15 protein-coding genes are annotated in these 17,076 nt (G+C 72.2%); 6 read left to right on the top strand and 9 right to left on the bottom strand.

Features of this window, described 5'->3' with window-relative positions; translation table 11 throughout:
• Positions 1-21: 21 nt before the first annotated feature.
• Positions 22-918, top strand: a complete 897-nt coding sequence (gene ppk2, locus QQM39_RS02740; protein WP_301994982.1) for a polyphosphate kinase 2 — start codon at positions 22-24, stop codon at positions 916-918.
• Positions 919-927: 9 nt separating this feature from the next.
• Here the strand turns inward: ppk2 and QQM39_RS02735 are convergent, their stop codons facing one another.
• The 6 genes from QQM39_RS02735 to QQM39_RS02710 all read right to left on the bottom strand — a co-directional run bounded on the left by QQM39_RS02735 (position 928) and on the right by QQM39_RS02710 (position 7,572).
• Positions 928-1,311 (bottom strand): luciferase family protein, encoded by a 384-nt coding sequence (locus tag QQM39_RS02735; RefSeq protein WP_301994981.1) that lies wholly within the window; start codon positions 1,309-1,311, stop codon positions 928-930.
• Positions 1,312-1,427: 116 nt separating this feature from the next.
• A complete protein-coding gene (locus QQM39_RS02730) occupies positions 1,428-2,348 on the bottom strand; it encodes a YceI family protein (RefSeq protein WP_301994980.1) in 921 nt (306 codons plus the stop codon).
• A gap of 65 nt (positions 2,349-2,413) precedes the next feature.
• Positions 2,414-3,616 (bottom strand): IS110 family transposase, encoded by a 1,203-nt coding sequence (locus tag QQM39_RS02725; protein ID WP_302003442.1) that lies wholly within the window; start codon positions 3,614-3,616, stop codon positions 2,414-2,416.
• A gap of 248 nt (positions 3,617-3,864) precedes the next feature.
• Positions 3,865-4,950 carry a maleylacetate reductase gene (locus QQM39_RS02720; protein WP_301994979.1) on the bottom strand — a complete coding sequence of 362 codons (1,086 nt, stop codon included), beginning with the start codon at positions 4,948-4,950 and terminating at the stop codon, positions 3,865-3,867.
• Positions 4,947-5,807 carry an intradiol ring-cleavage dioxygenase gene (locus tag QQM39_RS02715; protein WP_301994978.1) on the bottom strand — a complete coding sequence of 287 codons (861 nt, stop codon included), beginning with the start codon at positions 5,805-5,807 and terminating at the stop codon, positions 4,947-4,949. Before QQM39_RS02715 ends, QQM39_RS02720 begins: the two co-directional genes overlap by 4 nt.
• 25 nt (positions 5,808-5,832) lie before the next feature.
• Positions 5,833-7,572, bottom strand: a complete 1,740-nt coding sequence (locus QQM39_RS02710) for an FAD-dependent monooxygenase (RefSeq protein WP_301994976.1) — start codon at positions 7,570-7,572, stop codon at positions 5,833-5,835.
• A gap of 162 nt (positions 7,573-7,734) precedes the next feature.
• On the opposite strand from QQM39_RS02710, the gene QQM39_RS02705 reads away from it, so the two are divergent.
• The gene (locus QQM39_RS02705) at positions 7,735-9,543 is read left to right on the top strand and encodes a helix-turn-helix domain-containing protein (protein ID WP_301994975.1); all 1,809 of its coding nucleotides are present in this window, start codon (positions 7,735-7,737) and stop codon (positions 9,541-9,543) included.
• 29 nt (positions 9,544-9,572) lie between these two features.
• On the opposite strand, the gene QQM39_RS02700 is transcribed toward QQM39_RS02705, so the two are convergent.
• On the bottom strand, positions 9,573-10,115 hold the full coding sequence (locus QQM39_RS02700; protein WP_301994974.1) for a hypothetical protein: 543 nt from the start codon (positions 10,113-10,115) through the stop codon (positions 9,573-9,575).
• A gap of 237 nt (positions 10,116-10,352) precedes the next feature.
• Here QQM39_RS02700 and QQM39_RS02695 point away from each other — a divergent pair, with 237 nt between their 5' ends.
• The 4 genes from QQM39_RS02695 to QQM39_RS02680 all read left to right on the top strand — a co-directional run bounded on the left by QQM39_RS02695 (position 10,353) and on the right by QQM39_RS02680 (position 15,212).
• Positions 10,353-11,531: an NAD(P)/FAD-dependent oxidoreductase gene (locus tag QQM39_RS02695; RefSeq protein ID WP_301994973.1), complete on the top strand. Its 1,179-nt coding sequence runs from the start codon at positions 10,353-10,355 to the stop codon at positions 11,529-11,531.
• 144 nt (positions 11,532-11,675) lie between these two features.
• Positions 11,676-13,775 (top strand): xanthine dehydrogenase family protein molybdopterin-binding subunit, encoded by a 2,100-nt coding sequence (locus QQM39_RS02690; protein ID WP_302003454.1) that lies wholly within the window; start codon positions 11,676-11,678, stop codon positions 13,773-13,775.
• A gap of 40 nt (positions 13,776-13,815) precedes the next feature.
• A complete protein-coding gene (locus QQM39_RS02685; protein ID WP_301994972.1) occupies positions 13,816-14,271 on the top strand; it encodes a (2Fe-2S)-binding protein in 456 nt (151 codons plus the stop codon).
• Positions 14,272-14,345: 74 nt separating this feature from the next.
• Entirely contained in the window at positions 14,346-15,212 is an 867-nt protein-coding gene (locus QQM39_RS02680) for a fructosamine kinase family protein (RefSeq protein WP_301994971.1), read from the top strand.
• Positions 15,213-15,242: 30 nt separating this feature from the next.
• Here the strand turns inward: QQM39_RS02680 and QQM39_RS02675 are convergent, their stop codons facing one another.
• On the bottom strand, positions 15,243-16,106 hold the full coding sequence (locus QQM39_RS02675) for a hypothetical protein (protein ID WP_301994970.1): 864 nt from the start codon (positions 16,104-16,106) through the stop codon (positions 15,243-15,245).
• A gap of 93 nt (positions 16,107-16,199) precedes the next feature.
• Entirely contained in the window at positions 16,200-17,036 is an 837-nt protein-coding gene (locus QQM39_RS02670) for a helix-turn-helix transcriptional regulator (RefSeq protein WP_301994969.1), read from the bottom strand.
• Positions 17,037-17,076 lie beyond the last annotated feature (40 nt).

Here is a 17,076-nt window from a genome sequence, read left to right as displayed (position 1 = left end):
CGCTCGCTTCCATGGGTGTGTATGGACACCGAACTGCTGTCAGGGCTGCGCGTCGACTACACCGACCAGGACGACCCCGTACTGATCCGGCCGGACGGCAGCCCGGTGGACACCTGGCGCGAGAACTACCCGTACCAGCAGCGCATGGAGCGCCCGGAGTACGAGTGGCACAAGCGACTGCAGCAGATCGAACTGCTGAAGCTGCAGAGCTGGATCAAGGAGACCGGCCGCCGTCTCGTCATCGTCTTCGAAGGGCGGGACGCGGCCGGCAAGGGCGGCACCATCAAGCGCTTCACGGAGCACCTCAACCCGCGCGGCGCCCGGGTCGTGGCGCTGGAGAAGCCGACCGAGCGTGAGCGCGGGCAGTGGTACTTCCAGCGGTACGTCGAGCATCTGCCGACCGCCGGCGAGATCGTCCTGTTCGACCGGTCCTGGTACAACCGGGCCGGTGTGGAGCGCGTGATGGGCTTCTGCACGGACGACGAGTACCGGCGCTTCATGCGGCAGGCGCCCGCCTTCGAGCGGATGCTGGTGGACGACGGCGTCGACCTGATCAAGTTCTGGTTCTCGGTCTCCCAGGGCGAGCAGCGCACCCGGTTCACCATCCGCCAGGTCGACCCCGTACGGCAGTGGAAGCTCAGCCCCATGGACCTGGCTTCGCTGGACCGCTGGGAGGACTACACCGCCGCCAAGGTCGCCATGTTCCGCGAGACGGACACCGAGCACGCGCCCTGGACGGTGGTGAAGAGCAACGACAAGAAGCGGGCCCGCGTCGAGGCCATGCGCAGTGTGCTGGCCCGCTTCGACTACACCGACAAGGACGAGGAGATCGTCGGCACCCCCGACCCCCGGATCGTCGGCGCGGCCGCGGGCCTGCTGGAGGCGGGCGAGGACGACTCCGAGCAGGCGGGAATGTGACGACAGCACCTAGCCGCGGGGCAGCACCGTGACGCGACGGAAGTTGCACTCGTTCCCTGCCGGGCGCCCGGCAGGGGAGGGCCGGTTCTGATGGGCCTTGAGCGCGGCGCTGACCAGGCTCATCAGCAGATCCACGTCCGTGTCGCAGTCGAGATGGACGGTCACCCAGCCCGAGCCGGGGACCAGCCGGATCGCGGTCGACTCCCGCAGGTCGTCGTGGAACCGCCGGATGGCCGACACCGTCAGATGCAGGTCCACGTCGCGGTCGGAGTGGAAGTGCACGATGTCGCTGTGGACGGAGCGCAGTGCCCGTCCTGCGCCGCAACTGGCCGGGCCCGAGCTGAGGTCGGGCCAGACTTCCAGTCGTTCCATGGCGCGTTGGGCCGGTGTCATGACCCCATAGTCACCCGATCACCGCGCCGCAACCAGAGGTTGAGCGATTCGTAACCGGGGCGTGAGCTGTCTGACAGCGGCCCGGAGCCGACCGTGAGGACGGCGCGGGACGTCGCCTAGTCCGGCGGCGTCGGTGTGTCGTGCGTGCGGTACATCGCCTGCACGTCCAGCTCCAGTTGGACCGTGGGACCGACGACCGCGATCCCGCGGGCCAGCATGCTGCGCCAGTTCAGGGTGAAGTCCTCCCGGTGCAGCTCCGCCTTGGCCAGCGCCGCGCACCGCAGCTCCTCGCCGTAGCCGCCGTTGACCGACCCCAGGTAGGTGGTGTCCAGCTCCACCGAGCGGCTCACTCCGTGCATGGTGAGCGAGCCGTGCAGGGTCCACTTGGCGCCGCCCCGGTAGGCGAAGCGTGTGCTGGCGAAGTCGATGTACCGGTAGCGCTCGACGTCCAGGAAGTCCGCCGAACGCAGATGGTTGTCCCGGGTGTTGTTGCCCGTCGTGATGCTGGCCGCGTCGATGCGCACCGACACCTGGGACTCGGTCATGTCGGGCGCCACCCGGATGCCGCCGGTGAACCGCTCGAAGCGGCCGTGGACATGGGCCATGCCGACGTGCTTGGCGATGAACCGGATCGCCGTGTGCGGCGGGTCGAACAGCCAGGTGCCGGCCGCCGGCAGTTCCAGCTGCCGGGCCGACGTCAGCTGGACGCGTGTGGCGGGCAGCGGCGGACCGGCGACGACGTCCAGGGTCTCCCGGTGCGGTGTCAGACCCTCGGCCGTGATCATCAGGCTGTAGCGGCCCGGGGGCAGCGCGGCGAAGAAGAGGCCGTACGGGTCCGTCGTACCGGACGCCACGACCTGGTGCGAGTCCAGCGCCGTCACCGTCACGTCGGCGCCGCGCATCGGCAGCCCCACCGGGTCCAGGACCTCGCGGCCCACGACGCCGGCACCGGCCGGTACGGGCAACGGGACACCTTGCGCCCCTCGGGAGCGTCGACTCCCCCGGGAGTTTCGACTCCTGAGCAGACCAAGGGGCATGGCGATCACCTTTCTTCCGGCGTGGGGGCATCTTCGAGCGTGGGGGGGTGCCCCTATGGGTTTCGTCAAGCTGATGGGGCGGGTTGGGGGTCGTAGAAGGTGCCGTCGCGGAGCATCGCGAAGAGTACGTCGGCTCGTCGTCTCGCGAGGCAGAGGAGGGCTTGGGTGTGGTGTTTTCCCTGGCTGATCTTCTTGTCGTAGTAGGTCCGGGAGGCCGGGTCGGCCAGAGCCGCGAACGCGGACAGGAAGAAGGCCCGTTTGAGCTGCTTGTTTCCGCGGCGGGATGGTTGTTCGCCGCGGATCGAGGAGCCAGAACTGCGGGTTGTGGGGGCGAGGCCGGCGTAGGCGGCGAGGTGGGCGGCGGTCGGGAACGAACGGCCGTCGCCGACGTCGATGAGGATGCGGGCTCCGGTCCTGACGCCGATCCCCGGCATGGACGTCAGGACCTTGGAAAGAGGGTGGTTCTCCAGCAGTTCCTCGATCCGGGTGGCCAAGAGTTTCCGCTGGTCAAGCACCGCTCGGAGCGAGTTGGCGAGGCTGGGGACGATCAGAGCGGCCGCGTCGGTGCCCGGGACGACGACGGTCTGTTCGTCCAGTGCGGTGAAGATGTCCTCGACGAGCCGCTCGGCCATCCGCGGTGCCTTCGGGCGTATCAACGCAATGAGCCGTCGGCGTCCGGCTTTGCGGATCTGGGCCGGGGAGCCGAACTGGTCGAGGAGCTTGAGCACGGCCGGGTGTTGGACGCGTGGGCCCAGGATCCGTTCCAGCGACGGGTGGATCTGGGTGAGCAGGCCCCGCAGGCGGTTGCTGATGCGGGTTGCTTCGCCGGCCAGGTCGTCGTCGAAGCCGACGATCATCTCCAGCTCGGCGATGGTCTCGTCCTGGAGGTCGACCGAGCGGAGCGTGTGAGGCATGACGCGGGCCGCGTCTGCGATGACGAACGCGTCGCGGGCATCTGTCTTGGCCTCGCCGGGATAGAGGTCGGCGATCCGCCGCATCGTCAGGCCGGGCAGATAGGCGACCGGGCAGCCCATGTCCCGGGCCACCGCCAGCGGCAGAGCCCCGATCGAGGCCGGCTGGTCGACCACCACGAGCACGGTCCCGTGCTTGGCCTGCAGTTTGCCGAACACTTCGCGGAGCTTCGGCTCGCTGTTGGGCAGCCGCTTGTCGAAGGCCTTCTTCCCGGCCGGGGTGACGGCGGTGGCGTGGTGTTCGCCCTTGCCGACGTCCAGGCCGAGGAAAGCGCCGATGTCACTGACGTCGATCACGTGCGTCCTTCGGTCGTCCTCGCCCGGCCGTCCCACGGCACCGATCGCCACATCCACATTACGAAGAGCCTCCCGACCTGCGAAGAAGCCGGTGGTCATGCCCCTAATCAGCGGTCTGTCGATGCCTCCGGAGCCGGTGACACCACCCCCCAAGACATGCGATCGACAGGGGGAGAAAGTCATGCCAACTCCGAAGGCCGGGCGCCCCATTGCGGGGCTACCAAAAAGGTAATGGGGAGGGGGGACGGTCAGTGGGCGGCCGCGGTCGGCGGTGGTGCGCCCTCGTACGCCGCCCGCAGCAGGGCGAGCACACCGTCGGCCGTGATGGGACGCGGGTTGGCGTACGCCTCGCCCGCGGTCTGTGCGGCGGCGGTCGCCAAGTCCGCTTCGCCGAGGCCCAGTTCGGCGAGGGAGCGGGGCGCGCCGAGACGTCCGGCCAGTTCCCGCAGGGCGGTCGGCGCATCGGACGCGTCCAGGGCGCGGGCCACCGCCGCGACCGCGTCCGGGGCGGCGGGCGCGTTGTGGGCCAGGGCGTACGGCAGCACCACCGTGTGCGTCTCGGCGTGCGGCAACCCGAAGGTGCCGCCCAGGACGTGGCAGAGCTTGTGGTGCAGGCCCATGGTGGTGGCGCCCAGGCAGGACCCGCACAGCCAGGCCCCGTACAGGGCGCGACCGCGGGCCCCCGGGGACGTCGGCTCCCCGGCCAGCTCCGGAATCGCCCGCGCCATCGCCCGTACGCCTTCCTCGGCCATCAGGGCGATCAGGGGCGAGGTGTCGGGGGCGTACAGGGCCTCGACGGCGTGCGCGATCGCGTTGACGCCGCTGGTCACGGAGAGCGGTACGGGCAGGGAGAGGGTGAGCTCGGGGTCGTAGACGACGCTGCGGGGCAGCACCCTGGGGTCGCGGCCGGTGCGCTTGACGCCGTGCTCGGTCAGGCCCCAGACCGGGGTCATCTCCGAGCCGGAGTACGTGGAGGGCACCGCGATGAGCGGCAGCCCGGTGCGCAGCGCGATCGCCTTGCCGAGCCCGATCGACGAGCCGCCGCCGACCGCCACGCACCCGTCGGCGCCCGCCGCGCGAGCCGCCTGGACGGCCACGTCGGCGACCTCGACGGGCACGTGCATCCGGGCCCGGTCGTGCACCCCGACGCAGACCGGGCCGAGCGCGTCCGCGACCGCCCGCGCGGTGTCCGCGCCCCGCGTCCCGCACACCACGAGCACCCGCCGCAGCCCGAGCCGCCCGACCTCGTCCGGCGTCGCGGACACCGCCGCACCGGGCCGGAAGACGACCCGCACGGGCCGGGCCTCGTAGGAGAAGTCGAGGACGTCCTTCACACGCGCTCCAGTACGAGGTCGAAGCGGGCGTGCGGGAACGGGTTCGCCACGCCGAACTCCCGTGCCGCCGACGGGTCGTCGACCGGGGCGAAGTCCGTGACCAGGCCCGGCTTGACGGCGAACACCGCGTCCGAGTCCAGGTAGTCGCTCCCCGCCACGAAGATGTGCGTGGTCACCGGAGTGTGCCCGGCGGCCGAGGCGATGAAGTGGATGTGCGCGGGCCGGTAAGGATGCCGTCCGGTGGCCCGCAGCAGCCCGCCGACCGGTCCGTCCGTAGGGATCGGGTACGGGCTCGGCACGCAGGTACGGAACCAGAACCGTCCCTCGTCGTCCGCGGTGAACAGGCCTCGCCCGTTGCCCGGAGGCTGCACATCCGGCTGCTGCACGTCGTAGAAGCCGTTCCCGTCGGCCTGCCACACGTCGACGACCGCGCCGGGCAGCGGGCCGCCCTCCCGGGACAGCACCCGCCCGCTCACCACGCACGGCTCGCCGCCGCCCACCAGGTCGATGGTCGCGCCGAGCTCGCGCACCGGCGAGGCGGTCATGTGGAACGGGCCCAGCACGGTCGACTCGGTGGCGCCCGGGCCCTGTCGCTCGTTGATCGTCTCCACGAGCATCGACAGCCCGAGCACGTCCGACAGCAGGATGAACTCCTGCCGGGTGTCCGTGCAGGCCTGCCCGGTCGCCGTCAGGAAGCCGATCGCCCGCTCCCACTCCTCCTGCGTCAGCCGTGTCTCGCGCGCGAAGGCGTGCAGATGCCGGACCAGCCCCGTCAGCAGCTCCCGCAGCCGCGGATCGTCCGTGCCCCGCAGACTGGCGACCACCTCGTCCGTGACCGTCGTGTCGTCGCCGCCCATACCGGCTCCTTCCTGGGCGCTCATCTCAACCGTGCCCGAGAATCCGCCGCAGCGCTTCCGTGAGCAAGCGTTCGGCGTCCTCAGCCGCGTCGGCGTGCCGGAACGCCACATATCCGTCGGGGCGTACGAGGAGGGCGCCCGCGTCGGAGATCTCGCTCAGGTCGGCCCAGTCGCCGTACGGGTCCTCGTACTCCTGGCCCGGTCCGATGACGACCGTGGCGATGTCGAGGGGCTGGGCCTCGGCGGCCCGCAGCCACGTCTCGCCGCCGATGCCGGTGAGCAGCGTGAAGCGGCCCTTGCCGACGGTGTCGAGGGTGGACAGGGTCCGGGTCCCGGAGGTGATCCAGGCGTGCGGGAGCCTGGCGCCGGGGCGGGAGGTGGGCTGGTGGTGCAGCTCGGGGTCGCGGGTGAAGCCGGGGTCGGGCGTGCCGTCGGGGACGACCGCGGCGGAGGCGTAGCGCTGGTTGAGGTCGACGCCGTGCGCGTTGAACTCGTACACCTTGAAGGCGATCGCCTCGCGCAGCGCGGCCCGCTGCTTGGCGGCCGCCTCGGTGGCGTCCTTGCGGGCGGCGATGTTGGCCCACAGCCGCTCGGGCGTCTGCGGCGAGAGCCCGTCGAGCGCCTCGAAGATCGGGGCGGTCTCGGCGATGGACTTGTTGGCGCGCGTCACGATCTGCTTGCCGACCGGTGCCCGCTCCACGGTGTAGGTGTCGAGGAGCCTGCGCGAGGCGACGCCGTCGAGGACGAGCTTCAGCTTCCAGGCCAGGTTGTAGGAGTCCTGGATGGAGGTGTTGGAGCCGAGCCCGTTGGACGGCGGGTGGCGGTGCACGGCATCGCCCGCGCAGAACACCCGGCCGTTGGCGTACGTCTCCGCGTACATCTCGTTGACCGTCCACGCCGAGGACGACTTGATGGTCACCGGTATCTCCTCGTCGCCGACCAACTGGCGTACGACGGACAGCGCGTACTCCTCGGTGAGGTCGGGGGCGCCCGCGCTCACGTCGTAGCCCCACACGATCAGCCACTCGTTCCAGGGCCGCACACAGCGCACCAGTCCCGCGCCGATGCCGCCGACCGTGGCGCCGGGCGCGAGCACCCAGTAGAGCGTGGAGGGGCGGTGCGCGGTGTACTCGCTCAGATCCGCGTCGAAGACGATGTTGATGCTGCCCGCGACCCCCATCTGACCGCCCATCGGCAGGCCGGCGTCCTCGGCGACCTTCGACCGACCGCCGTCGGCGCCGATCAGGTACTGGGCGCGGACGGTGTACTCGTCGCCGCGCAGCCGGTCCTCGACGGTGACCGTCACCCCGCCCTCGTCCTGGACGAAGGACTTGTAGACCGTGCTGAAGCGGAAGTCGGTGCCACGGGCGATCGCCGCGTTCACCAGCACCGGCTCCATCAGGTGCTGCGGCATGTCGCACATGCGGGTCGGGCCGGCCAGTTCGTGCGCGGCCTGCACGAGCGGGTCGTTGCCCCAGGAGCGCACCCGGCCCAGCTCCTCGCCGGCCAGGCTGGTGCAGAAGGTCGTGTCGCCCATCAGGTGCTGGGGCGTCGCCTTGGCGATCACCTCGTCCTCGACGCCCAGATCGCGCAGCACCTCCATGGTCCGCTGGTTGGTGATGTGCGCGCGGGGCGTGTCGGCGAGGCTCGCGTACCGGGTGACGACCATGTTGCGCACGCCGTAGGTGCTCAGCGCGAGCGCGGCCGACGCGCCCGCCGGGCCGCTGCCCACGATCAGTACGTCGGTCTCGACAACGGTGTGCACGACAGAACGCTCCAGGAGATGAGACAGGAGATGAGGACGGGAGACGCCTACGGACTCCGACCTTTCAAGATCATGGAGCGGGGTGGCCGGTCATGGGTGTCTCAATACGAGACAACCCACCGTCGCCGCGTGCGTGACGCCCCGGATACGGTGAGCGGTGCCATGACCACCGCCGAACATCCTCCTGCCCTCGCCCCTCTCCGCCATGCGCGCGAACGGTTCCTGACGGGGCGCCCGCTCCCGGACGGTGTACCTGAGGATGTCGTCGCGGCGTGGCGGCGCGCCCGGTTCTTCGGCGTACGGCCCGATCTCGACGGCCCGGCGGGGGAGCCGGCGCACCCCGTCGACTCGCCCCTGCTGGAAGCGGCGCGTCCCGTGCTCACGCGTATCGCGCAGGCCCTCGACGCCGGACGGTCGGCCCTCGTGCTCACCGACGAACGGCTGAGGGTGCTGTGGTCGGCCGGCAGCGCGCCCGGCGACGACGCGTGCCGCGACCTGTCCGAGCGGGAGGTCGGTCACAACAGCGCCGCGCTCGCCCTGCGCACCCGGCGCCGGGCGGACGTGCACGGTCCCGAGCACTTCCTCGACGTGTGGCAGGACGTCTGCGCGGTCAGCGTGCCGCTGCTCTCCCCGGAGACGGGACAGGCGCTCGGCACTGTCACGGTCGCCTCCGGCCTGTGCGCCGGCTGCCGCCCGCACCCCGGCGCCGCCCTCGCCGAGGCGGCCGCCACGGTGGTGGAGGCGGAACTGCGGGCACGCGCGCGTACCCCGGAACGGGCACTGCTGGACGCGTATGAGCGGGCCGCGCGGGGGCGCGAGCGGGCGGTCGTCGCACTGGACGGCCGCAACCGCCTGGTGAGCGAGGCGGCGGCACGCCTTGCCTCGCCGCAGGCGCTGGAGGCGTTGGAGCGGGGCGCGCGGGCGTGGGGGAGGGAAGGCGGGAAGGGAAGCGGGAAGGGAGGCGGAAGGGCGGCCGGTGAGTCGTACGAGATCTCGCTTCCCGAGGACGCCGGCTGCACCGCCGAGATCACTCCGGTACGGCATGAGGGCCACGCCCTCGGCCTGGTCGCCGTGCTCGCACCACGCGCCGTGGAGCCGGCGCCGCCGCTGCCGCGTCGGGGGAGCGCGCCGGTGGGGAGTTCGGTGCCGTGGCGGCACGCGGTCGCGCAGGCGACGGCCTTGGCCCGGACCAAGGGACCCCTGCTCGTCGTGGGTGAGCGGGGAACGGGCAAGACCACGCTCGCTCTCGAACTCCTCGACGGCATGGCCCCGTTGGTCCTGGACGCCGCCGAATCACCCGAACTCGGCTTCAAGCACGACGGGCGCAGCGAGACGGGGGTCCTCCCGGCCGAAGGCTGGGGCAGGGTCGGCGACCGCCCGCTGCTCCTGCGGCACGCCGAACGGCTGGCCCAGCCGGACGTCGCCGCCCTCAACTCCCTCCTCGACGAACGCCCCGACGTCCACCTGGTCGCCACCTACACTCCCGGCCCCTCGCCGGGCCCCTGTCTGCAGCGCCTCCTCGACACCCTCGCGGCCCGCTCGGTGACCCTGCCCGCCCTGCGCGAACGCCCCGAGGACATCAGGGAGTTGCTCCCCGCACTCGTACCCGGCCCGGCGCCCGGTAGCCCGCCGCTGACCTGGACGCTGGAGGCGCTGCGGGCGCTGGAGCAGCACCCCTGGCCCGGGAACGTCACCGAACTCGCCCACCTCGTACGGGCGTTGGCGAGTCAGCGGCGGGTCTGCGGGCCGGTGCGGCGCGGCGAACTGCCCGATCCCGTCCGGGAGGGGCCCGCGGGACGCAACCTCAGCCCGATGGAGCTCGCCGAGCGGGCCGCGATCCTGGAGGCGCTGCGCCGCCACGGCGGCAACAAGGCGCGCGCCGCGGCGGCGTTGGGGATCGCCCGGGCGACCCTCTACCGGAAGCTGCGGGGGTACCAGGGGCGGGACGCCTCGATCACCCAGAAGCCCTGATCGCCCGCAGCCCGGTCCAGATGCAGCCCTCAGCGCGCCCCCGTCCAGTTGTGCGCCACGTCGACCACGATCCGGTCGGTCGCCACCCAGACCCGGAACGGCAGCCGTGCCCGGACGCCGAGCCCGATCTGCGTGTCCCCTTCGAAGCTGCCGGCGAACCGTGCGTCCCTGAAGGTGCGGTAGCCCGTGAGGTCCACGCCCTTCAGACGCTGACCCGCGCGCACGGGATACGTGGGCTGCCCGGTGTCGGGGTCATAGGCGGGGGCGGCCACCCGCACCTCGATGACGGCTCCGCCGCCGACGGGAATGTGGTTGCCCGAACCGTCCTGGTAGAGGCGGCTGACGTACCTGACGGAATAGCCGAGGCCGCGGGTGCCCGCGCCGGGGACATCGACGACCATGCGGTCGAAGCAGGCGTGCCGGCCGGTCCTGATGTTCGTCACCGACTCCGACGTGGCGGCGGAGCGGGTCTTGGCCTGACTGCCCCAGCCGGTGGGGCAGGCCGTGGTCTGGGTGGTGGTGGCCGTCGTGGCGTCGGCCGGGACCGCCGCCACACCCAGCGTGGCGGCCATGAGCGCGACTGTCGTCGCCCATGCGGTTCTGTTTCGTCCCATTGCGTCCCCTAGAAGGGTGTTGTGTCTGATATTAGGCAAGACATTCGGGTCGGCGGAATGGTTGCACCGTTCCGGAGGTCATCGGTCCGGGCTGTACAACGATCGGCGGCTCGCTCGGGAACCCGCACCGGGCCCGGGACGTTCCACGAAGGACGGCTGCTGCTCACGGGGGCGGCATGCATACCAGGGGGCGATGTGACGCGGTTGATCGTCATCGGGGGCGGGATCGCCGGTGCCGGAGCGGCTCTTGCCCTGCACAAGGCCGGATTCGACGTCACGGTGCACGAGGCGCACCCCGACTCCGCCGAGGACATCGGCGCGTTCCTCACCCTCGCGAGCAACGGCATGCGTGCCCTGGCCCAGGTCGACGCCTCGGCGGCGGTCACCGCGATCGGCTTCCCGCTGACCTCGATGCGGGTCCTCGACGACACGGGAGCCGAGGTGGCCCACGTGCCGCTCGGCGAGGCAGCCACCCCGCACCTCGGATACCGGTGCCTGCGCCGCGGCGACCTCAACGCCGCCCTGCAGGCCGAGGTCGAGCGCCGGGGCATCGTCCTCCGGCACGGCACCCGCCTCGCGTCGGTCGAGGACGGCCCGCACGGCGTCACCGCCCACTTCGCCGACGGCAGCACGGCGACCGGCGACCTGGTCATCGGGGCCGACGGCCTGAACTCCACCGTCCGCCGGCTCACCGCCCCCGAGGCGCGCCCGGGTTATGCCGGCCAGTACGTCTTCTACGGCTACACCGGCGCCGCACCCGCATCCGCTCCCGCATCCGGCGACGGCGAGACCATCACCATGGTGCGCGGCAGCACCGTCGCCTTCGGGTACGCGGTGTCGCCGGAGGGGGAGACGTACTGGTTCGCACGCGTCTCCGACGCCCCCTTGGCCGCTGACGCCGTCGCGCACGGCACCCCCGCCCAGTGGCGCGACCTGCTGCTGCCGCTGCTCCGCAAGGACTCCACCCCCGCCGCGGACCTCGTCGCGGCCACCCCCGACCACCTCATGGTCACCAACGCCACCGAACTCCCCACCGGGACACCTTGGCGCTCCGCCCGGACCCTGCTCATCGGCGACGCCGCCCACGCCGCGTCCCCCGCCACCGGGCAGGGCGCCTCGATGGCCCTGGAGGACGCCGTCGTCCTCGCCAAGTCCCTGCGCGACGCGCCGGACACCGACGCCGCGCTCCGGCTCTACGAGACGCTCCGCCGCCCCCGCGTGGAACACAACATCACCGTCAGCGGCAACATCTCCCGCGGCACCCACACCCCCTCGGGCCCCGGCCCCCGAGGCGCGAGTGCGAACCGGCCGGGCGACGACGAGCTCATACGGCACCTGGAGTGGGGCACCGACCTCTGGCAACTCGCGCCGTAGATCGATGCGGTAACCGACGCGGTGATCGATGCAGCGGCCAACCGGCGCAACCCCGGAGCGCACCGGCCCCTCATACAGATCGAACCAGCCCGGGTTCGCGGAGAGGAGCGCCTGTTGGCCCGCCAGTTGTCCCGCCGCCAGTTCGTGGTCTACTCGCTCGCGGCGACCACCCTGACCGTCGCGGCCCCGCTCGGCTGCGACGGCTCGACCGCGGAAGGCGCCGAGGAACCCGCGGACGGCGGCCGTGGATCGTCCGACGTCCTGGTGACCGGCACCGACGCGGAGATGCTCGTCCTGGAGGTCACCCCGGCCAACAGGGTCGTCGTACGGCTGCCGCGCGTCGAGGTCGGCCAGGGCGTCACCACCGCCGTCGCCATGATGATCGCCGAGGAGCTGGACGCCCGGCTCGCCGACGTGGACATCCCGCTCGCGGACGCCCGCAGCGAGGGCAACCAGTTCACCGGCGGCTCCAGTTCGGTCAGTTCGCTGTACGGACCGGCCCGGCAACTGGCCGCCACCGCCCGCGCCAAGCTCGTCACCGCGGCCGCCCGCCGCTGGCACGTCCCCGCGCGGACCCTGAGCACCCGGGGCACCAGAGTCTTCGCCCCGGACGGACGCACCGCCACCTTCGGATCGCTGACCAGGAGCGCCGCCCGGATCACCCGGCCGACCGTGTCGACCCGGCCCAAGCCGGCGACCGAGCATCGGGTGATCGGACGGCCGACGACCCGCATCGACGCCCGCGACATCATCACCGGCAAGGCGAAGTACACCGGAGACCTCACGGTGGCCGGAGCGAAGCCGACGGTCGTGGCCCGGCCGCCGACCATCGGCGGGAAGGTCGCCTCGGTCGACTCCCGGGCCGCCCGCGCCCTGCCCGGTGTCCACGCGGTCGTCCGGATCGACGGCGGTGTCGCCGTGGTCGCGGACACCTTCCACCACGCCTTCCAGGCCAGGGACGCCCTGCGGATCGAGTGGGCGCCGGGCCCACTGGCGGACCTCTCCGACGCCCAGATCCGCTCCCGGCTGCGGGCCGCGGTGCCGAAGCTTCCGACCCCGCCGCGCGGATCCGCGCAGACCGGGGCCGAGTTCGAGTTCGCGTTCGTCAGCCACGCGCCGATGGAGGTGCTCACAGCCGTGGCGGACGTACGCGCACAGCGGGCCGAGATCTGGTTCTCCTCCCAGACGCCGCAGTCGGCACGCGAGGAGATCGCCTCGGCGACCGGCCTGCCGGTGTCGAAGGTCCGGGTCCATGTCCTGCGCGGCGGCGGCTCGTTCGGGCGCCGCCTGAACTACGACGCCGCGATCGAGGCGGCCCTGATCTCCAAGAAGGCACGCCGGCCGGTGAAGCTGATGTGGAGCCGGGCCGACGACATCCGGCACGGCAGAATGCGCCCGGCCACCCACCACCGGATCCGGGCCAGCCATGCCCAGGGCAGAGTGGTGGCCTTCGCCCATGCGACGGCCTCGGTCAACGAGTCCTTCGAGAAGCAGGGTCTGTCCACTCAAGGCGGCGTGCGCTCCGCCGTACGCGCCCCCGCGGCGGCCCCGCTTCCCAGCGACAGCGGCCTCTACAACTTCGGCCGCCTCTCCGGCGACTCGGGCTCGGTCGATCTCGCGATCCCGCTCGGCGCCTGGCGCTCGGTGGACTCCGGCACGGTGCGCACCGCCGAGGAGATCGTCGTCGACGAGGTCGCCCGCAGCCTCGGGAAGGACCCGGTCGCCTTCCGCCGTACGACACTGCGGAGCAAGACCGTCAAGGCCGTCCTGGACAAGGTCGCGACCGCCGGGAAGTGGGGCCGGACCATGCCACCGGGGCACGCCCAGGGCGTCGCCCTGCACGAGGAGTACGGCTCCTGCGTGGCCTGCCTCGTCGAGATCGACGCCGTCGACCCCAAGAACCCCCGGGTGACCAAGGTCGTGATGGCGGCCGACGTCGGAACGGCCGTCAACCCGCGCGGACTTGAGGCCCAACTCATGGGCACCGCCGTCGACGGGATCTCCACGATCCTGAGCGCCGGCCTGCACATCGACCGGGGCGCCGTCCGCGAGAGCAGCTTCGCCGACTTCCACTACGCCCGCCAGCGGCACGCCCCCCAGCACTTCGAGGCGCACATCATGCCCTCCCGGCGCGACCCCGGCGGAGCCGGCGAACTCGGCGTCCCGGCCGCGGCCGGCGCCGTCGCCAACGCCTACGCCCGCGCCACCGGCACCAAGCCGCGCCGCTTCCCCCTCGACTTCTGAGCCGCCTTCGGCTTCCGAGCCACTTTTCGAGAAGGTACCGATGCCGTCCTACTCCTTCACCCTCAACGGGACACGCGTCACCGTCGAGGCACCCGCCGACATGCCCCTGCTGTGGGTGCTGCGCGACCTGCTGAACGTCACCGGCCCCAAGTACGGCTGCGGCGTGGGCGCCTGCCGCGCCTGCACCAGCCATCTCGACGGCGACGAGATCCAGCCCTGCGTCGTCCCGGTCGCCGACTGCGCCGGCCGCAAGGTCACCACCATCGAGGGCCTGGCCGACGGCGACCGGCTCCACCCCGTTCAACAGGCCTGGCTCGACTGCGACGTCGCCCAGTGCGGCTTCTGCCAGCCGGGCCAGATCATGGCCACGGCCGCCCTCCTGAAGAAGACGCCCCGCCCGACGGACGCCGACATCGACCGGATCGAGAACGTCTGCCGCTGCGGCACCTACTCCCGGATCCGCGAGGCGATCAAGAAGGCGGCCGCCGACAGTTGACCCGCCGGGAGTTCGCCGGCCGACAGCTGACCGGGTGACTTCAGTACGGCCGAAGGCCGCCGTACCCTGATCGCGTGCACAACTCCTGCGAGGGTCCGGGCGCCACGGCGGCGCGGTTCACCGGGCTTGCGGTGACCGGCGAGCGACAGCTCTCCGGGGCGCTCGCCGAAGTCACCCTGGACGGCGGCCGAGTGGTGATGGTCAAGCGCGGCGACGGCCATCGCGCCGCGCAGGCGGAGGCGGCGGGACTGCGCTGGCTGGCCGACGCCCACGCCGTCCGCATCCCGGCCGTGCACGGCCACGACGGGCAGTGGCTGGTCACCGACCGCGTGGCGACCGGCCGGCCCAGCGCGGACGCGGCGGAACACCTCGGCAGCGACCTGGCCGCCCTGCACGCCGCCGGTGCACCCGCGTTCGGCGCCCCACCGCCCGGCGGCCCCGAGGACGCGTACATCGGGCTCGCCCCGATGCGCAATGTCACCGGCCCCGACTGGCCCCGCTGGTACGCCGAGCACCGGGTGCTGCCGTATCTGCGCCGCGCGGTCGACGACGGCACGGTCCGCAGCGCGGAGGCGCCCGTGATCGAGCAGGTCTGCGAGCGGCTCCCCGAACTGGCGGGCCCCGCCGAACCGCCCGCCCGGCTGCACGGCGACCTCTGGAACGGCAACGTCCTGTGGGGCGCCGACGGGCACGCCTGGCTGATCGATCCGGCCGCGCACGGCGGCCACCGCGAGACCGACCTGGCCATGCTCCACCTCTTCGGCTGCCCCCGCCTGGACCGGATCCTGGACGGCTACCAGCGGACGGCCCCTCTGGCCGAGGGCTGGGCCGACCGCATCGCCCTGCACCAGCTCTTCCCGCTCCTGGTGCACGCCGTCCTCTTCGGCCGCGGTTACGCGGAACAGGCCCTCACGGCGGCCAGGGCGGCCTTGACGAGGTGACCCGCACGAGTCCCGCACAGGAGCAGTGACTCAGCCGGTGCCGCGCAGGGGACGGCCCGTGAACGCGTCCAGCAGGGTCCGGTCGCCGAGCGGGCGGTCCAGTTCGACCGTCACCTTCTTGGCCAGCAGTTGGAGCGTGCAGGGACCGTCACTCGTTCCGACGATGTAGCCGGACAGGACCACGCTGCCGTCCGTCTCCAGCAGGTCCACGGCGGGTCCGTCGTCGCAGGCCCCGTGGTGCGCCAGTACGGTGACGGACCGGCCGTCCGGGGCCACCTCGACCAGCTTGTCGAGTTCCCACAGATCGTCGCTGAGGTGGTCGGCCGGTCCGATGGGCGGCTTCGGAGGCTTCGAAGGGTTGAGGGCGACCTGCGTGAGCGGGGTGTCATAGCCCTCGAGGGTGAACAGCCAGACCGGCACGGTGGCCGGGCCGCGGCTGGTGGCCAGCGTCGTCTCGCTCAGCTTCGCACCGGTCACGGTGAGGCGCGGCGCGGACGAGTCGCCGCCGTCCAGCTTCTCGTACGCCTCCCGTGCCCCCATGAGCGGCAGCGTGAGCGAGTCACCGTCCCGCCATGTCACCTTCGCGTCCTTCTTCGGGGTCTCGGGGAGGTCACCGCGCAGCACGAAGTTCTGGGTGAGGTACGCCTCCTTGTCGGCGTCGTTGTGGAAGGCGTCCTCCGGCAGCCGCATCTGGTCCCCCATCGGGTAGTAGCCCTTGCTCCAGATCTCGGCGGCCGCTGAACCGTCCCACGCCTTGGCCACCTTGAGGGCGCGAGGCCTGGTGTCCGGCGTCGGTTCGGATGCGCCCGAGCCTGCCGCGCCGGGGCCGCAGCCGGCGGTGAGCAGGCCGAGCGCGGTGAGCAACTGGACGGTGCGTGAGGCGGTCGTACGCATGGATTCCCCCGAACGGACTGTGATGGACGCGGCAGCAGGGACGGTGCCGGGCCGCCCCGACACTGTGACGCACGCGGGGCGCGCCGCGTTCGGTCAGAGCAGTGACCGGGTGCCGAGGACGGCGAGCAGCGCCAGTTTCTCGGCCGCCTCGGTGCCCGGCTCGGCCGAATACACGAGGATGCGCAGGTCGTTGCCCTCGACGCGGAGCAGGTCGCAGTCCAGTGTCAGCAGGCCCACCTGCGGATGTTCGATCGTCTTGCGGGAGGCCTCGAGCCGGCCGACGACGCCCGCGTCCCACAGCTGCGCGAAACGCTCGCTGCTCGCGCGCAACTCGCTGATCAGGTGCCGCAGTTGACAGTCGGCGGGATACCTGGCGGCGGTCGCGCGCAGCTCGGAGACCATGCCGATCTCGAAGGCACGCCGTTCCTCGGGCGTGTGCCGGACCCGGGTCGGCGCACCGCGGAAGTTGCGCCATGCCCCGTTGCGCTCGAAGCCGCGCCGACCGTGGGGGTCGCCCATCAGCGCCGCGTACATCGGGTTGGCCAGGAGCAGGGTGTGGGCCGCGTCGGTGACGCCGACGGGCGTGTCCACCAGCCGGTCCAGCAGCCGCTGGACACTGGGTGTGATGTGCGCGGGGACGGTGTCGGGCCCCGGCGGCGCCAGCCCGGCGAGCTGGAACAGATAGGCCCGCTCGTCCCCCGACAGCCGCAGTGCCCGGGCCAGGGCCTCGACGACCTGCCCGGAGGGGCTGGTCGCCCTGCCCTGTTCGAGGCGGGTGACGTAGTCGACCGATATCCCCGCCAGCAGGGCCAGCTCCTCGCGCCGGAGTCCGGCCGCACGCCGCTGTCCGCCGACGGGCAGCCCGGCGGCCTCCGGGGCGACCCGATCGCGCCAGCGGCGCAGCGCCCGTCCCAGTTCCGTCGCCGTCATGCCCCCAGTGAACACCGCCGTTCGCGGCGGTGCCTGGTAC

The organism is Streptomyces sp. DT2A-34 (assembly GCF_030499515.1).
Taxonomy (GTDB): domain Bacteria; phylum Actinomycetota; class Actinomycetes; order Streptomycetales; family Streptomycetaceae; genus Streptomyces.
The sequence above is the reverse complement of the archived record's forward strand: the minus strand, read 5'-3'. Positions and strand labels throughout refer to the sequence as shown.

Excerpts from the sequence above, each read along its gene's own strand:
- QQM39_RS02700 (WP_301994974.1), bottom strand. The coding sequence starts at position 10,115 with ATGGCCGCCACGCTGGGTGTGGCGGCGGTCCCGGCCGACGCCACGACG.
- QQM39_RS02705 (WP_301994975.1), top strand. The coding sequence starts at position 7,735 with ATGACCACCGCCGAACATCCTCCTGCCCTCGCCCCTCTCCGCCATGCG.
- ppk2 (WP_301994982.1), top strand. The coding sequence starts at position 22 with ATGGACACCGAACTGCTGTCAGGGCTGCGCGTCGACTACACCGACCAG.
- QQM39_RS02735 (WP_301994981.1), bottom strand. The coding sequence starts at position 1,311 with ATGACACCGGCCCAACGCGCCATGGAACGACTGGAAGTCTGGCCCGAC.
- QQM39_RS02675 (WP_301994970.1), bottom strand. The coding sequence starts at position 16,106 with ATGCGTACGACCGCCTCACGCACCGTCCAGTTGCTCACCGCGCTCGGC.
- QQM39_RS02730 (WP_301994980.1), bottom strand. The coding sequence starts at position 2,348 with ATGCCCCTTGGTCTGCTCAGGAGTCGAAACTCCCGGGGGAGTCGACGC.
- QQM39_RS02685 (WP_301994972.1), top strand. The coding sequence starts at position 13,816 with ATGCCGTCCTACTCCTTCACCCTCAACGGGACACGCGTCACCGTCGAG.
- QQM39_RS02670 (WP_301994969.1), bottom strand. The coding sequence starts at position 17,036 with ATGACGGCGACGGAACTGGGACGGGCGCTGCGCCGCTGGCGCGATCGG.
- QQM39_RS02715 (WP_301994978.1), bottom strand. The coding sequence starts at position 5,807 with ATGGGCGGCGACGACACGACGGTCACGGACGAGGTGGTCGCCAGTCTG.